18 protein-coding genes are annotated in these 17,229 nt (G+C 72.6%); 7 read left to right on the plus strand and 11 right to left on the minus strand.

From position 1 onward, the window contains the following. A partial coding sequence (locus NZH93_RS51065) for a histidine kinase (RefSeq protein ID WP_259628986.1) occupies positions 1-696 on the minus strand: 696 nt, incomplete at its 3' end. 57 nt (positions 697-753) lie between these two features. Beyond that, positions 754-1,407 (minus strand): TetR/AcrR family transcriptional regulator, encoded by a 654-nt coding sequence (locus tag NZH93_RS42385; RefSeq protein ID WP_259628987.1) that lies wholly within the window; start codon positions 1,405-1,407, stop codon positions 754-756. A gap of 152 nt (positions 1,408-1,559) precedes the next feature. On the opposite strand from NZH93_RS42385, the gene NZH93_RS42390 reads away from it, so the two are divergent. After that, positions 1,560-4,655, plus strand: a complete 3,096-nt coding sequence (locus NZH93_RS42390) for a bifunctional cytochrome P450/NADPH--P450 reductase (RefSeq protein WP_259628988.1) — start codon at positions 1,560-1,562, stop codon at positions 4,653-4,655. A gap of 12 nt (positions 4,656-4,667) precedes the next feature. On the opposite strand, the gene NZH93_RS42395 is transcribed toward NZH93_RS42390, so the two are convergent. Beyond that, complete coding sequence (locus NZH93_RS42395) at positions 4,668-5,228, minus strand: TetR/AcrR family transcriptional regulator (protein WP_259628989.1); 561 nt, start codon at positions 5,226-5,228, stop codon at positions 4,668-4,670. Between the two features lie 83 nt (positions 5,229-5,311). Between NZH93_RS42395 and NZH93_RS42400 the strand changes: the two genes are divergently transcribed. Then, a complete protein-coding gene (locus tag NZH93_RS42400; protein WP_259628990.1) occupies positions 5,312-6,262 on the plus strand; it encodes an NADP-dependent oxidoreductase in 951 nt (316 codons plus the stop codon). 17 nt (positions 6,263-6,279) lie between these two features. Here the strand turns inward: NZH93_RS42400 and NZH93_RS42405 are convergent, their stop codons facing one another. From NZH93_RS42405 to NZH93_RS42415, 3 genes are all read right to left on the minus strand, one after another. Next, positions 6,280-7,257, minus strand: a complete 978-nt coding sequence (locus NZH93_RS42405) for an NmrA/HSCARG family protein (protein ID WP_259628991.1) — start codon at positions 7,255-7,257, stop codon at positions 6,280-6,282. A 134-nt stretch (positions 7,258-7,391) separates the two neighbouring features. After that, complete coding sequence (locus NZH93_RS42410; protein ID WP_259629055.1) at positions 7,392-8,141, minus strand: dienelactone hydrolase family protein; 750 nt, start codon at positions 8,139-8,141, stop codon at positions 7,392-7,394. A gap of 91 nt (positions 8,142-8,232) precedes the next feature. After that, the gene (locus NZH93_RS42415) at positions 8,233-8,616 is read right to left on the minus strand and encodes a winged helix-turn-helix transcriptional regulator (RefSeq protein ID WP_259628992.1); all 384 of its coding nucleotides are present in this window, start codon (positions 8,614-8,616) and stop codon (positions 8,233-8,235) included. A 93-nt stretch (positions 8,617-8,709) separates the two neighbouring features. Here NZH93_RS42415 and NZH93_RS42420 point away from each other — a divergent pair, with 93 nt between their 5' ends. The 3 genes from NZH93_RS42420 (at position 8,710) to NZH93_RS42430 (ending at position 11,780) form a co-directional block, all read left to right on the plus strand. Beyond that, positions 8,710-9,357: an NAD(P)-dependent oxidoreductase gene (locus tag NZH93_RS42420; protein WP_259628993.1), complete on the plus strand. Its 648-nt coding sequence runs from the start codon at positions 8,710-8,712 to the stop codon at positions 9,355-9,357. Between the two features lie 38 nt (positions 9,358-9,395). Beyond that, on the plus strand, positions 9,396-10,613 hold the full coding sequence (locus tag NZH93_RS42425; RefSeq protein ID WP_259628994.1) for a DUF3500 domain-containing protein: 1,218 nt from the start codon (positions 9,396-9,398) through the stop codon (positions 10,611-10,613). Positions 10,614-10,793: 180 nt separating this feature from the next. Next, entirely contained in the window at positions 10,794-11,780 is a 987-nt protein-coding gene (locus NZH93_RS42430; protein WP_259628995.1) for a DUF1996 domain-containing protein, read from the plus strand. Positions 11,781-11,789: 9 nt separating this feature from the next. Here NZH93_RS42430 and NZH93_RS42435 read toward each other — a convergent pair whose 3' ends face one another. The 4 genes from NZH93_RS42435 to NZH93_RS42450 all read right to left on the minus strand — a co-directional run bounded on the left by NZH93_RS42435 (position 11,790) and on the right by NZH93_RS42450 (position 14,759). Beyond that, on the minus strand, positions 11,790-12,458 hold the full coding sequence (locus tag NZH93_RS42435) for a carbohydrate-binding protein (RefSeq protein ID WP_259628996.1): 669 nt from the start codon (positions 12,456-12,458) through the stop codon (positions 11,790-11,792). Positions 12,459-12,463: 5 nt separating this feature from the next. Next, positions 12,464-13,123 (minus strand): response regulator, encoded by a 660-nt coding sequence (locus NZH93_RS51070; protein ID WP_259628997.1) that lies wholly within the window; start codon positions 13,121-13,123, stop codon positions 12,464-12,466. After that, a complete protein-coding gene (locus NZH93_RS42445) occupies positions 13,120-14,304 on the minus strand; it encodes a sensor histidine kinase (protein WP_259628998.1) in 1,185 nt (394 codons plus the stop codon). Before NZH93_RS42445 ends, NZH93_RS51070 begins: the two co-directional genes overlap by 4 nt. Positions 14,305-14,507: 203 nt before the next feature. Beyond that, positions 14,508-14,759: a hypothetical protein gene (locus tag NZH93_RS42450; protein WP_259628999.1), complete on the minus strand. Its 252-nt coding sequence runs from the start codon at positions 14,757-14,759 to the stop codon at positions 14,508-14,510. A 295-nt stretch (positions 14,760-15,054) separates the two neighbouring features. Between NZH93_RS42450 and NZH93_RS42455 the strand changes: the two genes are divergently transcribed. Beyond that, positions 15,055-15,684, plus strand: coding sequence for an RNA polymerase sigma factor (locus tag NZH93_RS42455; protein WP_259629000.1), 630 nt, complete (start codon positions 15,055-15,057; stop codon positions 15,682-15,684). Further along, positions 15,681-16,487, plus strand: a complete 807-nt coding sequence (locus NZH93_RS42460; protein ID WP_259629001.1) for a hypothetical protein — start codon at positions 15,681-15,683, stop codon at positions 16,485-16,487. The genes NZH93_RS42455 and NZH93_RS42460 overlap by 4 nt, the downstream gene beginning before the upstream one ends. A 13-nt stretch (positions 16,488-16,500) precedes the next feature. Here the strand turns inward: NZH93_RS42460 and NZH93_RS42465 are convergent, their stop codons facing one another. Further along, entirely contained in the window at positions 16,501-17,148 is a 648-nt protein-coding gene (locus NZH93_RS42465; RefSeq protein ID WP_259629002.1) for a TetR/AcrR family transcriptional regulator, read from the minus strand. Between the last annotated feature and the right edge of the window lie 81 nt (positions 17,149-17,229).

Below are 17,229 nucleotides of genomic sequence, written 5' to 3' on the forward strand. Positions count from 1 at the left end.
GAGCTCCAGCACCGCCTCCGCGGCCTGCGAGTGCACCACGATGCTCGTCACGTAGTGCGCCACCACGTCGTGCAACTCACGGGCCAACGCCATCCGCTCGGCGTGCTGCGCCGCCAGCACCTCCGCCTCGACCGACCGCCTGCGCTTCTCGTTGCGGAGCCGGAGGTACAGGCTGGCGCCGATCGAGACGAGCAGCAGGGCGCCGCCCACTTCGAGGCTGATCCTCAGGTTGGGGTCGTAGGAGTAGGTGACGCCGCCGAACTCGGCCTGGAAGTCGGGCCGGAGCCACCAGGTCGACGCGGACGCCGCCACGATCGCGGTCACGCCGATCGCGGCCCGCGACGTCGACTCCCGGTGGACCAGGATCGCGATCAGCGCCAGCAGCGCCGCGATCTCGGTGACGAGCAGCTTGCTGATGAACGTCGGCAGCACCGGCAGGTCGCCGATCCCGACCGCCACCGAGCTGACCACCACGGCCGCCGCGGCGACGAGCGCGGCGGCGAACGGCCTGCGCGGCGCCAGCACGACGATCACGAACAGCGCGGCGGCGGCGGGGAACTGCGCGACCTTGGCCGCGGCGCTGGAGAAGACCGGGTCCGCCAGGACGAACTCGTAGCAGAAGAGGAAAAGCAGGCCGCACACGAGTGGCCACTGGCGTCCGATCGCGGCCGGCCAGTCCGGTGTCGCTCTTTCCACGTGCACAACCTAGGTCCTGCGGGAGGGCACCGCGTCCGACCCAGGGTGGACGGCGGGTCAGCCCGGAGGGTGATCCCGGTCGTCGGGGACGGGTCGGGTCAGCGTGGCGAAGAGGCCCGCGAAGCCGTCCAGGGTCTCCACGGCGGTGGTCGCGTCCCGGTGGGAGAGCCAGGAATCGATGACCCCGCCGAGCGCGGCGACGACCATCTCGGCGAAGGCGCGCGTGTCGATCGTCAGGTGCAGGCGCGCCTCGGCCGCGAAGTGGTCCACACGGGACACGGCCTTGTCCAGGTACGTGCGGTGGCCCCAGGCGGGCAGCTCGCCCAGTTCCGGGTCCCGCAGCGCGAGGTTGACCAGTTCGGACAGGACCAGTTGGGCCTCCGGGTCGGTTTCCACCGCCGACCACCAGGAGCGCAGCAGCGTTCGCAGGTTCTCGACCGGTTCGGCGCGCGGGTCGACGGCGGGCCACTCCACGTCCAGGGTGATGTTGATGTCGGTCGCCAGCAGGGCGGCGTACAGCTCCTGCTTCGAGCGGAAGCAGTAGTGGAAGGCGCCGTGGGGCATGCCCGCCTCCGCGCAGATCGCCCGCGTGGTCGCCGCGGCGATGCCCTCGCGCTTCATCACGCGCAGTGCCGCGGCCACCAGCATCCGACGGCGCGTGTCCGCGTCGATGTGCTTCTTCGTCGTCTTGTCCACCGGCGCCGAGACCATGCGGTCAACCTAGCAGGTTGGCCAGTCGACTTGGCCATGTGACCAAGTCGCTTGACTTGGTCACATGGCCAACATTAGTTTCGGAGGGGAGCGGGGCGCGTCGACGGTCACGGGCCGTCCGCCTCGCGGCACGTCGGGAGAAGGGAATCCCCATGTCCACAGCCACTCCACCGGCGCGGGCCGACGCCGTGATGCCGGGTCCGAAGGCGCTGCCGCTGCTGGTGGGCAGCCTGGCCGAGATGATGAGCGGGTCGGACGAGACGAGGAACATCGACTTCGCCAGGGAGAACCACGGCAGGTACGGCCCGATCTTCGCGCTGTCGACGGGCGGCGAGCGGGTGGTCTTCGTCGCCGGTCACGCGCTGGTCGCGGAGATGTGCTCCAGTCCACTGTGGACCAAGTCGGTGCACGCGACCCTCGCGGAGGTGCGGGCCTTCGCCGGGGACGGCCTGTTCACCGCACACAACCACGAGCCGAACTGGGCGGTCGCCCACCGGCTGCTCATGCCCGCCTTCAGCGCGGTCGCGATGAGGGACTACTTCCCGGCGATGCTCGACATCGCCGACCAGATGTTCACCCGCTGGGAGCGCTTCGGGTCCGGCGCCCGCGTCGACGTGCCCGACGACATGACGCGCCTGACGTTGGACACCCTCGCCCTGTGCGCCTTCGACGTGCGGCTGAACTCCTTCTACAGCGAGGACCTGCACCCGTTCGTCGGTGCGATGGTCCGCAGCCTCGTCGAGGCGGGCGCGCGCGGCGAACGGCTGCCCGGCGTGCAACCGCTGCTGTTCAAGACCAATCGCCGGTACCGGGACGACATCGCCCTCATGCGCCGGATCACCGAGGAGATCGTCGCGGAGCGGAAAGCGCTACCCGCGCACGCGCGCCCCGACGACCTGCTGGAGCGCATGCTCACCGCGGTCGACCCCGTCACCGGGGCGGGGCTGCCCGAGGAGAACGTCCAGTACCAGCTCGCGACCTTCCTGATCGCCGGGCACGAGACGACCTCCGGCCTGCTCTCGTTCGTCACCTACGAACTGCTCGCCCACCCCGACGTGCTGCGCCGGGCCCGGCAGGCCGTCGACGACGCGCTCGGCGCGCGCACGCCCGGCTTCGACGACCTGTCCCGCCTCGGGTACCTCGGCCAGGTCCTGCGCGAAACGCTGCGGCTGCACCCGACCGCGCCCGCCATCGCGCTCACGCCCAGCGAGGACACCACGCTCGGCGGGCACGTCGTGCGGCAGGGCGAGGACGTGCTGATCATGCTCCCGATGCTGCATCACGACCCGGCCGTCTGGGAGGCCGCCGAGGTGTTCGACCCGGACCGCTTCGCCCCCGAGCGGATGGCCGAGATCCCCGAGTACGCGTGGCTGCCGTTCGGCCACGGCGCCCGCGCGTGCATCGGCAGGCCGTTCGCGCTCCAGGAGGCGACCCTGGTGCTGGCCATGATGTTGCAGCGCTTCGACATCGAGTTCGCCGACCCCGGCTACGAACTGGTCGTCCAGGAGACCCTGTCGATCAAGCCCAAGGACTTCGCCATCCGTGCCACGCCGCGCACCCCCGTACGGCCGCGGGAGGCAAAACCGTCCACTGTGGACACGGTCGTCGACCCCGTTCCGGGGCACGGGACCCCGCTGCTGGTGCTGTACGGCTCCAACGGGGGGAGCAGCGAGAGCCTGGCGCGGACCATCGCCGCCGACGGGGAGCTGCGGGGCTGGAAGACGACCACCGCGCCGCTGGACGACCACACCGGGCGTCTGCCCACGACCGGGCCGGTCGTGATCGTCACCGCCTCCTACAACGGGACCCCGCCGGACAACGCGCGGCGGTTCGTCACCTGGCTCACCACGGCCGAACCCGACCTGAGCGGGGTCGACTACCTCGTGCTCGGCTGCGGGAGCCTGGACTGGGCGGCCACCTACCAGCGCGTCCCCACGATCGTCGACGAGGCGCTGCGGGCCGCCGGGGCACGTCCGCTCCGCGACCGGGGCGCGATCGACGCCCGCACGGACTTCTTCGGGGACTGGGAGCGCTGGAGCGGGACGCTGTGGCCGCTGCTGGCCGAGGAGTACCAGGTCGAGGACGTCACCCGGACCGGTCCCCGGTTCCGCCTCGTCGAAGCGGTCGGCGAGCCCGAGGACAGCGGCGCGATCGCGGTCGTGCTGGAGAACCGCGAACTCGTGCGCGGCGCGGGGGAAGGGTCGAAGCGCCACCTGGAGATCCGCCTGCCCGACGGCGTGCGGTACCGAACCGGCGACTACCTCTCGGTGCTGCCGCACAACGACCCCGGCGTGGTCGCCAGGATGATCGCCCGGCTGGGCACCCGCGCGGACCGCGGGTACACCGTGGAGTCGAGCGCGCCGCTGGGGCTCGTGCCGATCGGGCGTGCGCTGCGCGTGGACGAACTGCTGACCCGGTACGTCGACCTGGCTGCTCCCGCTTCGCCGGGCGTGGTGGGGCGGTTGGCGCGCACCACCGGCTGCCCGCCCGAACGAGCGGAGCTCGAACGGCTCGCCGCCGACCAGGAGCCGCACCGCGGGCCCGCGCTGGTCGACCTGCTGGAGGCGTTCCCGTCGTGCCGGGTGGACCTCGCCCTCGCCCTCGAACTGCTGCCCGCGCCACGGCCGCGGTTGTACTCGATCAGCTCCGCCGCCGAGGTGCGGGACCACGCGGCCCTGACCGTGTCGGTCCTGGAGGTGCCCGCCGCGTCCGGCGTGGTCCACGGCACCGCGTCGGGCTACCTGCGGCGCGTGCGGCCCGGTGACCGCGTCGTCGCCACCGTCACCTCACCCCCGGAGGCGTTCCGGCCGCCCGTCGACGCCGGCACCCCGGTCGTCATGATCGCCGCGGGCACGGGCATCGCCCCGTTCCGCGGGTTCATCCAGTCGCGGGTGGCCGCCGCGGCGGCCGGACCGACGGTGCTGTTCTTCGGCTGCCGGCACCCGGACTGGGACGACCTCTACGCCGACGAGTTCACCGAGCACGTGGCGGCCGGCCGCCTCGAGGTGCACCGCGCGTACTCCCGGATGGCCGACGACGGCGTCCGCCACGTCCAGCACCGGTTGTGGGACCAGCGCGACCGCGTGCGGGCCCTGGTCCGCGCCGGCGCGCACGTGTACGTCTGCGGCGACGCCGCGGGCATGGGAGCGGCCGTCGAGGAGACGCTGCGGCGGATCGGCGCGGACGAGGGCAGCGGGTGGCTGGAGGGGCTGCGAGCGCAGGGGCGCTACGCCACGGACGTGTACTGACGGCACGCGGGCTCAGCGGGTCGGCGCGACCGCCCGGCGCAGTTCGTCGGCGGCCTGGACGATGAGGTCGGCCAGTGCCGCGTCCGGGTCGGCCAGCCAGCGGGACGTGGCGCGCCGGGAGACCGCTATCGCCACGTCGATGGTGAAGCGCGCCTCGCCGGGCTCGACGCCGCGGCGTTCCAGCGCCCCTGTCAGGGCGTCGGCGATGTCGGCGAGCTTGATCAGGTCCCGCTCGGCCAACGCCGGGTTGGCGGCGACCACCGCGACGCGGCGCAGCAGGAAGTCGCGCGGGCGGAAGATCTCGTCGGCGGTCCCCAGAGCGGTCAGCAGCGCCTCGAACGGCGTGAGGCCCGGATCGGCCGCCTCGACCCCGGCGACGAGGTGGGCTTCGAGTTCGTCACCCGCGAAGAGGACCTCCCGCTTGTCGGGGAAGTAGCGGTAGAAGGAGCGCTCGGTCAGACCGGCGGCGCGGGCGATCTGCGCGACCGAGGTCCGCTCGAACCCCTGGCTCTCGAACAGGTCGAGAGCGGCGCGTTCGAGACGGCCCTGCGCGTCGGATTCCCATCTCGGCATGCCCGCCAGGATATGACAGCAGGGGCTGTCATCGCGGTGCTACGGTTGATGACAACAGATGCTGTCATCACTGGGAGGTCGTTGTGAAGGCTCTTCAGTTCGACCGGTTCGGCTCCCCGGACGTGATCGTGCTCCGCGAGGTCCCGCGGCCGGAGCCGGGACCGGGCCTGATCCGGATCGCGGTGCGGGCGTGCGGGGTGAACCCGGCCGACTGGGTGGTCGTCGACGGCCTCTTCGCCGACCGGTTGCCGCCGCTGCCGCGCGGGCTCGGCCTGGAGGTCGCGGGCACCGTCGACGCGCTCGGTGAGGGCGTCACCGGCGTCGAGGTCGGCGACCGGGTGTTCGGGCCCGCGACCTTCGACGGCCCCACGGCGGGGGCCGCCGAGTACGCGCTGATGGCGGCCTGGGCGCACGTTCCCGAGGGCGTCACCTTCGAGCAGGCCGCCGCGCTGCCGATGGCCGCCGAGACGGCGTGGCGCGCGCTCGACGACCTCGGTGTCCAGCCGGGAGAACTCCTGCTCGTCCACGGCGCGGGCAGCACGGTGGGCGAGGCGGCGGTGCGCCTCGCGCTGCACCGGGGCGTCCGGGTGATCGCCACGGCCGGACCAGCGCGGGCAGGCGCGCTGGAGGAGATCGGCGCCGCGGTGACCGGTTACGGCGAGGGCATGGCCGACCGCGTCACCGCGCTGGCCGGAGGCCGGGTCGACCGCGCCCTCGACGCGGCCCCGACCGGCGGCCGGATCGACCGCGCCGACCAGGTCAGCCCGGCGGGCGGTGCGCTGCCGACCCTGGTCGGGCTGACCGGCGACCCGGACCGGGTCCTCACCGTCTCGGACTTCGCCGCCGCGACCGACCTGGGCGTCCGGACCACCACCGAGATCCGCTACGACCTGATGGACGCGGTCGCCCGACTGGCGGGTGAAGGGGTCCTGGTCGTGTCGATCGCCCGCACCTTCCCGCTCGACGGGATCCAGGAGGCGGCGGCGCTCAGCCGGTCCCGCCGGGCGGGTGGCAAGCTCGTGCTCGTCCTGTGAAGCCCCGCACGACGCCGTCAGCCCAGCGGGATCTCGTCCTTGTGCGCGGCCAGCCACGCGTCCAGGGGTTCGAGGTCGGGGTTCAGTCCTCGGACCACGTCAAGGTCCCGCGCGCCGGTGAAGTACTCGGACGCCTCGGTGAAGAACTGGAAGGTGTTGGCGATCTCCTCCGCGCCGGGGTACCCGGCCGCGCGGGCCTCGGCGTGGGTGACGGGCCGGTAGACGACCTCCTCGCCGAGCACGGCGGTGAACGTCGCGGCGAGTTCGACGCCGGTCGCGTGCGTGCCCGCGATGCTGACCGTCCGCCCGACGAACTCGGCACCGCGACGGAGGATCCCGAGCGCGGTGCGGCCGATGTCCTCGGCCGCGATGAGCGACATCCGGGCGTCGGCCATCGGGATGGTCAGCGCCAGCCCGCCCCGCTCGTCCCGGCGCGGGCCCTGGCCGCCGACGACGAACGCCTCGTAGTAGAACGTGGTCTGGAGGAACGTGGTGGGCACGCCGAGGTCGGTGAACACCGCGTTCGCCTCGCCCTTCGCGTCGAAGTGCGGCACCTTGTACCCGCCGAACAGGTCCGGAACGTCGCTGCCCAGCCGGGCGAAGTGCGGTCGGGTGTCCTCCAGGGTGGACCACACGACGTGCCGAAGGCCCGCGTCCTTCGCGGCCCGCGCCGCGGTGGAGGCCTGGCGGAACTCCATCTCGGCGCGCGTGCTCGCTGCTTCCTCCTCCGGCGTGCGCGGCGCCCAGAAGTTCGTGACCACGAACGCGCCGTGGGCTCCGTTGAAAGCCTTGCGGATGCTGGACTCGTCGTCCAGGTCCGCCTGGACGACCTCGGCGCCGCGGGCGGCGAGGTCGCGCGCCGCGGCCGAGTCGGGGTTCCTGGTGAGCGCTCGCAGGGCGAACGGCCCGTCGGGGTCGGCCAGGACCGCCCGTGCCAGGCCCCCGCCCTGCGCCCCGGTGGCGCCCACCACGGCGATGATCTTCTTCTCGGACATCCCGGTACTCCCTCCGCGCCCTTTCGGGCGGTGGTCCTCCTTGGTCACCACCACTTTCACCCCGAGCGGGGACACGCGCCGCCCCCTGTCGTGGGTACCCACCACAGGGGACGGCAGAGCCGGACGGCGCGGCCTCAGCCGGTGGTCAGCGCGCGGTCGAGGAGCGGGAGCAGGCGGTCCCAGTGGCGGCGCAGCGCGTCGGCGTTGAAGGCGTCGGTGTCGGCCATGGTGAAGCCGTGGACCGAATCGGGGTAGACCTCGCACGTGTGGTCGACACCCGCGCTGTCGAGCGCCCGGTTCAGCTCGGCGATCGTCTCCGGTGTCATGTCGTTCTCGGCGAGTCCGATGTGGACACTGGCGGCGAGGTGCGGGACGAGGCGGTGCGGGCTGTCGGGCGCCTCGGTGACCAGTTGGCCGGGGTGGAACCCGGCGACGGCGGCGACCTGCTCGGGGTGGGCCGCGGCGGTGCGCAGCGCGAGGACGGCGCCCATGCAGTAGCCCATGGCGGCGACCGGGCCCGCGGTGACCTCCGGCTGGGAGGTGAGGAACGCGAGGTAGGCCTCGGCGTCGCGCAGGGCGTGGTCCGTGGTGTGCGCCTTGAGCAGCGGCAGCACCCTGGCGAACACCTCGGGCCGCACGTCCTGGCCGATGTGGTCGGGGAGCTCGACGACCGGCGCGGGGCCGTGGCGGTAGTAGACGTTGGGCACGAGCACGTAGTAGCCGTGCTCGGCCAGTTCGCGGGCCATCTCCCGCAGCACGGGCCGGAGACCGAAGGCGTCCATGTAGAGCAGGACGCCGGGGTGGCGGCCTCCGCCGTCGGGGAAGACGGCGAAGGCGTCGGCCTGGCCGTCACCGGTGGGGATCTGCACTTCCTTGGTGGGAATGACGAGCCTGCTTTCCTCGGAACGGTGTCACCGCTGAGCTTTCACCACCGACGCGCCCGCCGCTCGGTGGCCTGGTCCTCCGAGCGGAGGGTCATTCCGCGTGGTCGTAGGCGTTCTGCGACGCCGACACGTCGCCCAGGTGCTCGATCGACCACTTCTGGAGCGCCCGCAGCGGTTCCAGGAGGGTGCGGCCCGCTTCGGTGAGCGCGTACTCGACGCGCACCGGCACGGTGGGGTGGACCGTGCGGCGGACGAGGCCGTCGCGTTCGAGGCCGCGGAGGGTCTGGGTCAGCATCTTCTGCGAGACGCCGTCGACGCGCCGCCGGATCTCGGAGAAGCGGGCCTCGCCGTCGCCGAGGACACCGACGACGAGGACGGTCCACCGGTCGCCGATGCGGTCGAGGATGCGGCGGGTCGCGCAGTTGGCGTCGTACGGGTCGCCGCGGAGCGCCGCGGCCGACGATGTGGTTACCAAAAGGTGCCTTCTTCCCGATGGTGATCTGCTCTCCTACGGTAACCGAAGCGGGCCGACCACGGCTCGTGGAAACCAAGGGAGAGAGGCAACCCGATGTCCAGGATCACCGTTCTTGGCGGCACCGGCTACGCGGGGTCGGCCATTGTCGCGGAGGCCGCCGCGCGAGGTCACGAGGTCACCGCGTTCAGCCGCTCGCTGCCCGCCGAGCGCGTTCCCGGCGTGAACTACGTCGAGGGTGACGCCACGGACGAGGCGGCGCTGTCGTCGGTCGTGTCCGGTGCGGACGTCGTGGTGGGCGCGCTCGCGCCACGGGGTCCGCTCGCCGACTCCTTCCGCGACGTCCACCGCACGATCGCGCGCCTCGCCGACGCCGAGGGGGTCCCGCTGTTCGTCGTCGGCGGGTTCTCGTCGCTGCGCCCGGCGGCGGGGGCACCGCGCTTCGTGGAGGACCTCGGCCACGCTCCCGCCGAGTTCCACCACGAACTCGTCACCGTGGCGGCCCTCGTCGTCGACGACCTCCCCGCCACCCCGCCGACGCTCGACTGGGTCTTCGTGAGCCCGGCCGGGAAGTTCGGCTCGTTCGCGCCAGGCGAGCGGCTGGGCGAGTACCGGGTCGGTGACGACGTCGCCGTCCAGCCCGACGGTGGCGGGGCGATCTCCGGCGCGGACTACGCGCTCGGCTTCGTCGACCTCGTCGAGGCCCGGAACCACCACCGGGCCCACGTCAACCTGGCGTACTGAGGCGTTTCTCGCCCACCGCGCCCGCCACCAGGAGCACCATGACCGACCAGCGCTTCCCCCTGCCGACGGCGAAGGGCACCCTGCCGATCGCCGACTCCCACCTGTTCCCCGACCTGCTCCCGCCGGAAGCGGCGTCCGAGCTGGACGCCCTCTTCCGACGCCACCTGGAGCCGTACGTCGGCGTCACCGACGACGGCACCCCGCGCCGGGACCTCTACCGACTCGACGCCGCCGGGACGGCACCGAGGGCCGCCGTCGTGGCGGCCGAGGCCTACCTCGACGGGCTCGCGCCGCACCAGCGGATCGTCGGCGCGCTGCCCATGGACGCCACCGAGTGGCGCTTGTGGACGAACGCCGTCCCGACCTGGCACCCCAAGGGGATGCGGCTGGAACGGCTCGCCGAATCCGACCGCGACCGGGCCCTCGCCGTCGTCGAGGCGAGCCTGAGCCCGGCGGGATACGCCCAGGTGCGGGCGGCCATGGCGCTCAACGCGAACCTGGGTGAGCTCATCGACGACTACCGGGACACCCTCACCGAGTTCGCCTACTGGTTCACCGTGTTCGGCACCCCCTCCGCGGACTCCCCGTGGGGGTGGCAGTTGATGGGCCACCACGTGGACCTGCACTGCGTGTTCGTCGGCGGGCAGGTCGTGCTCGCGCCGGTGTTCCTCGGCGCCGAGCCGACGACCGGGACCGGGCGGTTCGAGGGGGTGCGGGCGTTCGACGAGGAGACCGAGGTGGCGCTGGCGTTCCGCCGCACCCTGGACGCCGACCGCGCGGGGGAGTTCCTGATGGGACCGTCGCTGCGCGCGGAGGACCTGCCGCCGGAGCTGGCCGGTCCGTGGAACGGGCGGCACGTCGCCGGGGCGGGTGGCGACAACCTCGTGCTGCCACCGGAGGGGATCGTCGCGGCGAGCCTGACGGCCGATCAGCTCGACGGTCTGGTGGACCTGGTCCGCGTCTACCTCGGCCGCCTGCCGCCCGCCCAGGCCGAACGCGACCTGGCGCTGGTCCGCGAGCACCTCGACAAGACGAGGTTCGCCTGGCGGGGCGGCCACGACGACGAGTGCGCCTTCTACTACCGCGTCCACTCGCCCGTGCTGCTGGTCGAGTACGACAACCACCCCGGTGTCTTCCTCGGCAATCCCGAGCCCGCCCGGTTCCACGTCCACACCATCGTGCGGGCGCCGAACGGGAACGACTACGGACGTGACCTCCTCGACCAGCACTACCGGCTGCACCACGGCGGGCGGTGACGGCGCGAGCGCCCGGATTTGGGCCCTGGACGTGCGCTGGCTGGGACTTTCGACTCACGACCCGCGCGGTGCCGCGCCCTACCTTTCGGCTCGTGGTCCCGTTTCCCGCGGGCGAAGGAGGAAGCTGTGCCAGGTGACCGGAAAGATCCTTCTCAGGCTGTACGGCGGATCGGCAGGGTGGTGACCGCCGGACGGATCGGGTTGTCCGTCGCGGCCGCCGCGGTGGCCGTGCTGGGCCTCGTGCTGGTGCCGAACGGAGGGACGGCGGCGGTCTCGCAGCACGGGTACCAGCACGCCGGGATGACGATGGCGGCCGGGACGTGGATACCGGTCGACCAGGCGAAGTGGAACGCGCAACTGGCCGCGTTCCGGGCCATGACGCCGAGGCCCGTGCCGCCGAACCCGAACCGGAACGCCGAGTTCAACGCCACCTGCGCGTACAGCCACTCCGCGCCGGACGACCCGATCGTGTTCCCCGGCCAGCCGGGGGCCTCGCACCTGCACTCGTTCATCGGCAACGACGGCACCGGCGCGCGCACCACGTTCGAGGACCTGATGCGCTTCACCGCGTCGAGCTGCCAGCCGTTGCAGGACCACTCGGCGTACTGGGTCCCCACCCTGTTCGAGCACGAGCAGCCCGTTCAACCCAAGCAGGTGGTGGTCTACTACGGATCGCTGCTCAACGACAAGTCCAAGACCGTCCCGATGCCGCAGGGGCTGCGGATGATCGTGGGCGACGCGGCGCGCCAGGTGCCGACCCCGGTCGGCGCGGTCAACCAGTTCTACTGCGCGGGTGGGCCCCTGGAGGGGAAGAGCCGGAGCCGGGACGGCAACTGGCCGGTGTGCGACGGCGGCACGCTGCACTTCACGATGCGCTTCCCCGACTGCTGGGACGGCAGGAACCTGGACAGCCCGGACCACAAGAGCCACGTCGCGTGGGGTCAGGGCGGCCAGTGCACCGAGCAGTTCCCGGTGCCGATCCCGGCGGTGACGTTCTCCATCTCCTACCCCACCAGCGGGAGCGTGGACGGTTTCCGGCTGGCCTCGGGAATGGCGTCGTCGATGCACGGCGACGGGTTCTTTGCCTGGGACGAGGACGCGCTGGGGCACCGGGTGAAGGACTGCGTCGTGCAGGTGGTGCAGTGCAACACCGCGGGCGGGTACTGATCTCCGGCCTCAGCCCAGCACGATCTCGTTGATGTCCGGTGCCGAACCGGTGTCGTTGAAGAACCTGATCCAACTGTCCCCGGCGGGCACGAAGACCTCGACCGACGTGGTCGCCGGGATCAGCAGGCTCGCGGCACCGGTCAGCCGCCTGCTCTGCGCGGCGCCGTCGTTCACGGCGACCATGAGCGTCCGCGGTTCCTCGGTCTCGTAGACGATCGTCAGCGTTCGGGTCCCGGCGGTGGCCACCCCGGCGACGCGGACGGCGAGGGTGTTCGGGCCGCCGATGTAGCCCACCCGGCTGCCACCGCGACAGGTCGCGCACTCGATGACGCGCGCGCCGGACCGGAGGTTCGCCGGATCGGCCGCGTGGACGGTGGTGCTCCGGAACGGGAGCGGCTGGGACGACGTCGCGGGCGGCGGTGGATCGGCCTCCGGCGAGTGGGCGGGCGGAGCCGCGGCGGACGGGGTGACCACGGGTGGGACGGCGGTCGGGATGACCGAAACCGTTGAGGTGACGACGGATGGGGGAGCGGGAGCGGTGGACGAGGGTGGTTGCGCCACCGGTGGGGACGGCACGATCAACGGCGGCACGAGGACCGCCGTCGCCGCCACCCCGACGGCGAGCACCGTCCACCCCAGACACCGCAGCGCCCGCCTGCTCGACCCGTCCCGGTCCACCCCGCCTACCGCTCGCCCGTCCAGCGCAGGGCGGCCTCGGTGCGGTTGCCCACGCGCAGCTTCGTGAAGGCGTGGTGCAGGTGGTTCTTCACCGTCTTCTCGGTGAGCACCAGCCTGCGGGCGATGGCCGCGTTGGACAACCCCTCCGCCACCAGCCCGAGGACGTCCTCCTCTCGCCGGGTCAGTCCCAACCGGACTCGGTCCCGCCGCTGCCACTCCCGCAGGTCGCGCTGGGCCCGTTCACGATCCGCCTGCTCGCGCACGGCGGACACGGCGACGGCGGCGGCGGGCGCGGACAGCCAACCCTGACCGCGGGCGACCGCGAGCACCGCCCGGTGCAGCTCGTCGGGGTCGAACTCGCCGTGCACCAGGTAACCGCGCGCGCCACCGCGCAGCATGTCGCCCACGAGGTCGGGGTCCGCGTCGCTGGTCAGCACGAGCACGGCGGTGTACCGGCACAGCTCGCCGAGCACCGACAGCCCGTCCGCGATCGGCATGCGGTGGTCCAGCAGGGTCACGGCGGGGCGCAGCCGCCGCGCGGAGGTGAGCGCCTGCCGCCCGTCCCCGGCCTCGGCGACGACCCGCACGGACCCGGTGCTGTCGAGGAAACCGCGCAGCGCCGCCCGGACGATCGGGTTGTCGTCCACGACGAGGACGTCGGTCACGACGCCATCCGGACCGGCTGGGCGACGGGCACCGACACCTCGACCGTCGTGCCGTGACCGGGTTTCGACGTCACGTGCAGCACACCGCCCGCGTACCGGGCGCGTTCCGCCATGCCCACGATCCCGTAGTGGCTCCCGGTGGTGAGGACGGAGAGGTCGCCGGGCACGCGGAAGCCGCCGCCGTCGTCGTGCACGCGCAGGCGGAGCCGGTCGGTCTGGGTGAGGGTGACGGTGATCAGCTCGGGTCGGCCGTGCCGCACGGCGTTGCGCAGGGCCTCGTCGAGGACGCGACTCAGTTCGTAGCGCACGTCGGCGGGCGGGTCCACGGGTGCGGCGGTGAGGCGCACCGCGATCCCGGACGACTCGCCGCAGCTCTCGCAGATCCGCCGCAGCGTGGCGGCGAAGTCCTGGTCCGGGGCGTCGAGTCGAAGCCCGGTCAGCAGTTCACGCGCTTCGCGGGCTGCCGCCACGGCCCCCTGGGACACCGTGCTCGCCAACCGCTCGGCGAGTTCGGGGTGCCTGCGCAACGAGGACGGCAGCGCGAGCGCGGCGAACGACACCCCGCGCAGGGTCTTGCCGACCGAGTCGTGCAGTTCGCGGGCGAGGCGGGCCCGCTCCGAGGCCGCCGCCGAACGCTGGGCCGAGGCGACCACGTCCACGGAGAGGTCGACGTACCGCCCGAGGGCTCCGGTGGCGACGGCGGCGCCGATCCCGGCGAGGACGTCCACCGGCGGGAAGGCCAGCGCGAACACGGCGACGTTCGGGCTCGGCGTGCCGGTCCGCAGCAGAAGGGCGGCCACGGAGTAACCGAGTGCGACGTGCGGTGCCCAGACCAGCAGCCCGCGCATGCCGAGCACCACGCCGCCCAGCGCGCACGCTCCGGCCGCGAAGCAGAAGAAGGGCACACCACCCCGGCTGGCGACGAGCACTCCCAGCACGACCACCGAGTCCACCAAGACCACGGGCACCGGATGCCGCACCACCTCGGGACGGCGGGCGAGGACCACGAGCCCCACGGCCGTGGTGACCACCACGACGACGAGCACGGCGAGCGCTGTCCGAGGATCGGGGAGGACCCGCAGCCCGACCCCGGCGGCCGTCAGGGTGAGCGCGGCCCGGCCCAGCAGCACGGCGCGGCCGAGCGCGGCAGCGGCCACGACCCGGTTGGCGGGGAGAGCCACGCGCCTACCACCTCCCGCCACTCACATGACCTCGTCGTCGAGGCTCCAGCACTGAGGGTGACAGCACTGTAGCGCAGATCGACGATGGTGAGAGAGCGCTCTCTGAGACCTGTCCGCCGCACCGGCGCGATCACCGGTGCGGCGGATTCCCGGTCAGCGGGAGGTGGGGGAGCGGGGCCCTGGAGAACCCTCGGCGGGAAAGGTCAGATGTAGTCCAGGTAGAGATCCCAGACGGTGCCGAGAGGCCTGTTGTTCTGCTCGCAGTAATAAGCGCGGGCGTGTCCCACCGCGACTTCCCCGATACCGCTCAACTCGCAGGCGGACGGCGTGCCGTAACTGCCCTGCTTCGCCCAGAGCTGAATGGTCACGGGTGAATCGGCCACGGCGACACCCGCTGTACCCAGCGCCGCTCCCGCGGTGAGCAGTACCGCGGAGATGGCAGTCCTCAGCTTCATGGAGAATGTCCTCATTCCATTGTGGGAATCGAACGATGGAACTGGGCCGGCTTCTCGGCTCGGCGTCGATGAATGCGTTCGTCCGCTTTCGTCGAATCGGGCCGACTTCATCCTGGCATAGGTGATCTTGCCTCACAAGAAGATCGTTCGCGGCGATCTCAGGTTCCACCGAAGGATGCAACCACCCCGGTTTCCCGTGACGAATCGGAGTCGGAGGGCGTGGACGCAACGCCGTGGAGGGCTGCGGGGACTTCAGGGTATGAGGACCACCGCGGAGCGAGAGTGGGAGTGGGGCATGCGGGCAGAGCCCGAGAGCGTCGGTGCGGAGGACGGCCCGCCGTCGCCCCCGGCCGACGACCAGGCGTTGTGGGGGCGGGCCGCGGACGGTGACGTCGAGGCGTTCGGGGAGCTGTTCCGGCGGCACTCCGGCGCGGTGTGGAACTACGCCTACCGGTTGACCGGATCTTGGTCGGTGGCGGAGGACCTCACGTCGGCGGCGTTCCTCACCGCGTGCCGTCGGCTGGGCGAGGTGACGCTGGTCAACCGGAGCGTGCGGCCCTGGCTGTTCGCCGTGACCGGCAACCTGGCCCGCCGGGAGCGCCGTGGGCGTGGGCGGCTCGCGGCGGCGCTGTCCCGCGTGCCGCGAGGCGGGACCGTGCGGGACCACGCCGACGACGTGGCGGGCAAGGTCGACGCGGACCACCGGCTGCGCGAGGTGCTCGACGCCGTCGCCCGGCTGCCCAAGGCCGAACGCGAGGCCGTCGAGCTGTGCCTGATGGGCGACCTGCCCACCGCCGAGGCCGCGGCGGTGCTCGGCGTGGCCGAGGCGAGCGTTCGCTCACGGCTGTCCCGCGCCCGCGGCCGGCTGCGGACCCTGCTGCACCACACCACCCTGGACGCTGCGACCACCGAGGAGCGGTCATGAACAACGACGTGGATCTGCCAACGAACCGCCCGATGCCCATCGAACTGCAAGAACACCTGTGGAACCGGCTCAGGCCGGAGGTGGCGGAGGCACTGGCGGGCAGGCGTCGCCGGTCGCCGGTCCTGCCGCTGGTGGCCGCGGCCGCCGTGGGGACGCTCGTCGTCGGGGGCGTGCTGGTGTTCGGCCAGGCCGGGCCGTCCGAGCGGGTGGTCCCCGCGGCCGACCCGGCTGACGCGCGGCTCGCGCGGGACTGCGTGGACGCCACCATCGCGGCCGGGGTCGACGTGCCCGATCCGGGGGACTGGGTGCCGGCCGTCAAGATCGAGGCGGGAACGGCCGCGGACAACGGCGCCGTCTGGCCGGAGTTCCTGGTGGTCCGCACCGACGCGGCCGCGGCGATCTGCCTGGTCTCCGGTCAGGCGACCGGCGGCATGACGGGTGCCGACGTGGCCACCATGGAGGGGCGCGGCAGGCACGGCTACGCCACGCTCACCGCCGCGCGCCCGTTCGACTACATCGACGCGTGGAACTTCCACGACGGCACGAGCATCCAGTTCGGGATCGCCTCCGCCGACGTGGTCTCGGTCTCGGTGGTGCGGCAGGACGGCACCGAGACGCCCGCGCTGCTGCGCGACGGCACGTTCGCGGTGAAGATCGACCGTGGTGAGCTGTGCGGCACGCCCCCGGACTTCGCGACGTCGGCCGAGGACTCCGTGGTGTCGCCCGCGGGGAGCAACGTGCTGCGGGTGACGCTCAGCGGCGGGCAGGTCGTCGAAGGTCCGCTGTGCAAGCCCGCCGCATAGGCAGCGCGCTCCGTTAACCCAGGGGCTCCGCGTCGCCCGTCCGCACGATCCCGCGTTCGATCGCACCCGTGGCGAACGCGATCAGGTGGGCGGGCCGGACGCGGCTGGTCCGCGATCCCCGGAGCAGCAGGTCGTCGGCCAGGCCGATCAGCGAGTCCCACACCCAGTGCGGCAGGGCGGGGTCGTCGATCAGGGTCTGGCCGCACGCCTGCGCCGCCTCCGTCAACGTCGTGGCCAGCAGGGTGATCGTCGTGCGGTAGACCTTCACCGAGCCCGCGGCGCCCTTGCCGCGCGGGCCGCCCGCGAGCACCTTGGCCTCCCACTGCGCGGCGGAGCGGCCGAACCGCCGCCACAGCTCGGTGACCTGCGGCTCGATCTCCCGGAGGACCCCGGCGACGCCCAGGCCCCGGTCCACCTCCGCGAGGGTGCGCTGGAGGTCGTCCAGCCGCCGGGCCATGAGCGCGGCGAACACGGCCTCCTTGCCGTCGAAGTACTGGTAGACGGTCCCGGTGCTGACGCCCGCGCCGACGGCTATCGCGCGCATGGTCAGGCCCGAGTACCCGCCGTCCTCGAGGATCACCTCGGCGGAGGACAGGATGTCGCGGCGCCTGCCCGCCGCGTCGCCCCAGGCGGTGGTCTGCTGCTCGGTCTCGGCGCTCACCGGGGAAGCCTACAATGAACAACGTTCAGATTCATATTGAACGTTGTCCAGTTTCCTTGCTACGGTGCCGCCATGGCAGCG

This window comes from Umezawaea endophytica, assembly GCF_025061645.1.
Taxonomy (GTDB): domain Bacteria; phylum Actinomycetota; class Actinomycetes; order Mycobacteriales; family Pseudonocardiaceae; genus Umezawaea; species Umezawaea endophytica.

Bases quoted from the DNA above. Each gene is read 5' to 3' on its own strand.
- NZH93_RS42385 (WP_259628987.1), bottom strand. From the start codon at position 1,407: ATGGTCTCGGCGCCGGTGGACAAGACGACGAAGAAGCACATCGACGCG.
- NZH93_RS42390 (WP_259628988.1), top strand. From the start codon at position 1,560: ATGTCCACAGCCACTCCACCGGCGCGGGCCGACGCCGTGATGCCGGGT.
- NZH93_RS42395 (WP_259628989.1), bottom strand. From the start codon at position 5,228: ATGCCGAGATGGGAATCCGACGCGCAGGGCCGTCTCGAACGCGCCGCT.
- NZH93_RS42405 (WP_259628991.1), bottom strand. From the start codon at position 7,257: ATGTCCGAGAAGAAGATCATCGCCGTGGTGGGCGCCACCGGGGCGCAG.
- NZH93_RS42420 (WP_259628993.1), top strand. From the start codon at position 8,710: ATGTCCAGGATCACCGTTCTTGGCGGCACCGGCTACGCGGGGTCGGCC.
- NZH93_RS42425 (WP_259628994.1), top strand. From the start codon at position 9,396: ATGACCGACCAGCGCTTCCCCCTGCCGACGGCGAAGGGCACCCTGCCG.
- NZH93_RS42450 (WP_259628999.1), bottom strand. From the start codon at position 14,759: ATGAAGCTGAGGACTGCCATCTCCGCGGTACTGCTCACCGCGGGAGCG.
- NZH93_RS42455 (WP_259629000.1), top strand. From the start codon at position 15,055: ATGCGGGCAGAGCCCGAGAGCGTCGGTGCGGAGGACGGCCCGCCGTCG.
- NZH93_RS42460 (WP_259629001.1), top strand. From the start codon at position 15,681: ATGAACAACGACGTGGATCTGCCAACGAACCGCCCGATGCCCATCGAA.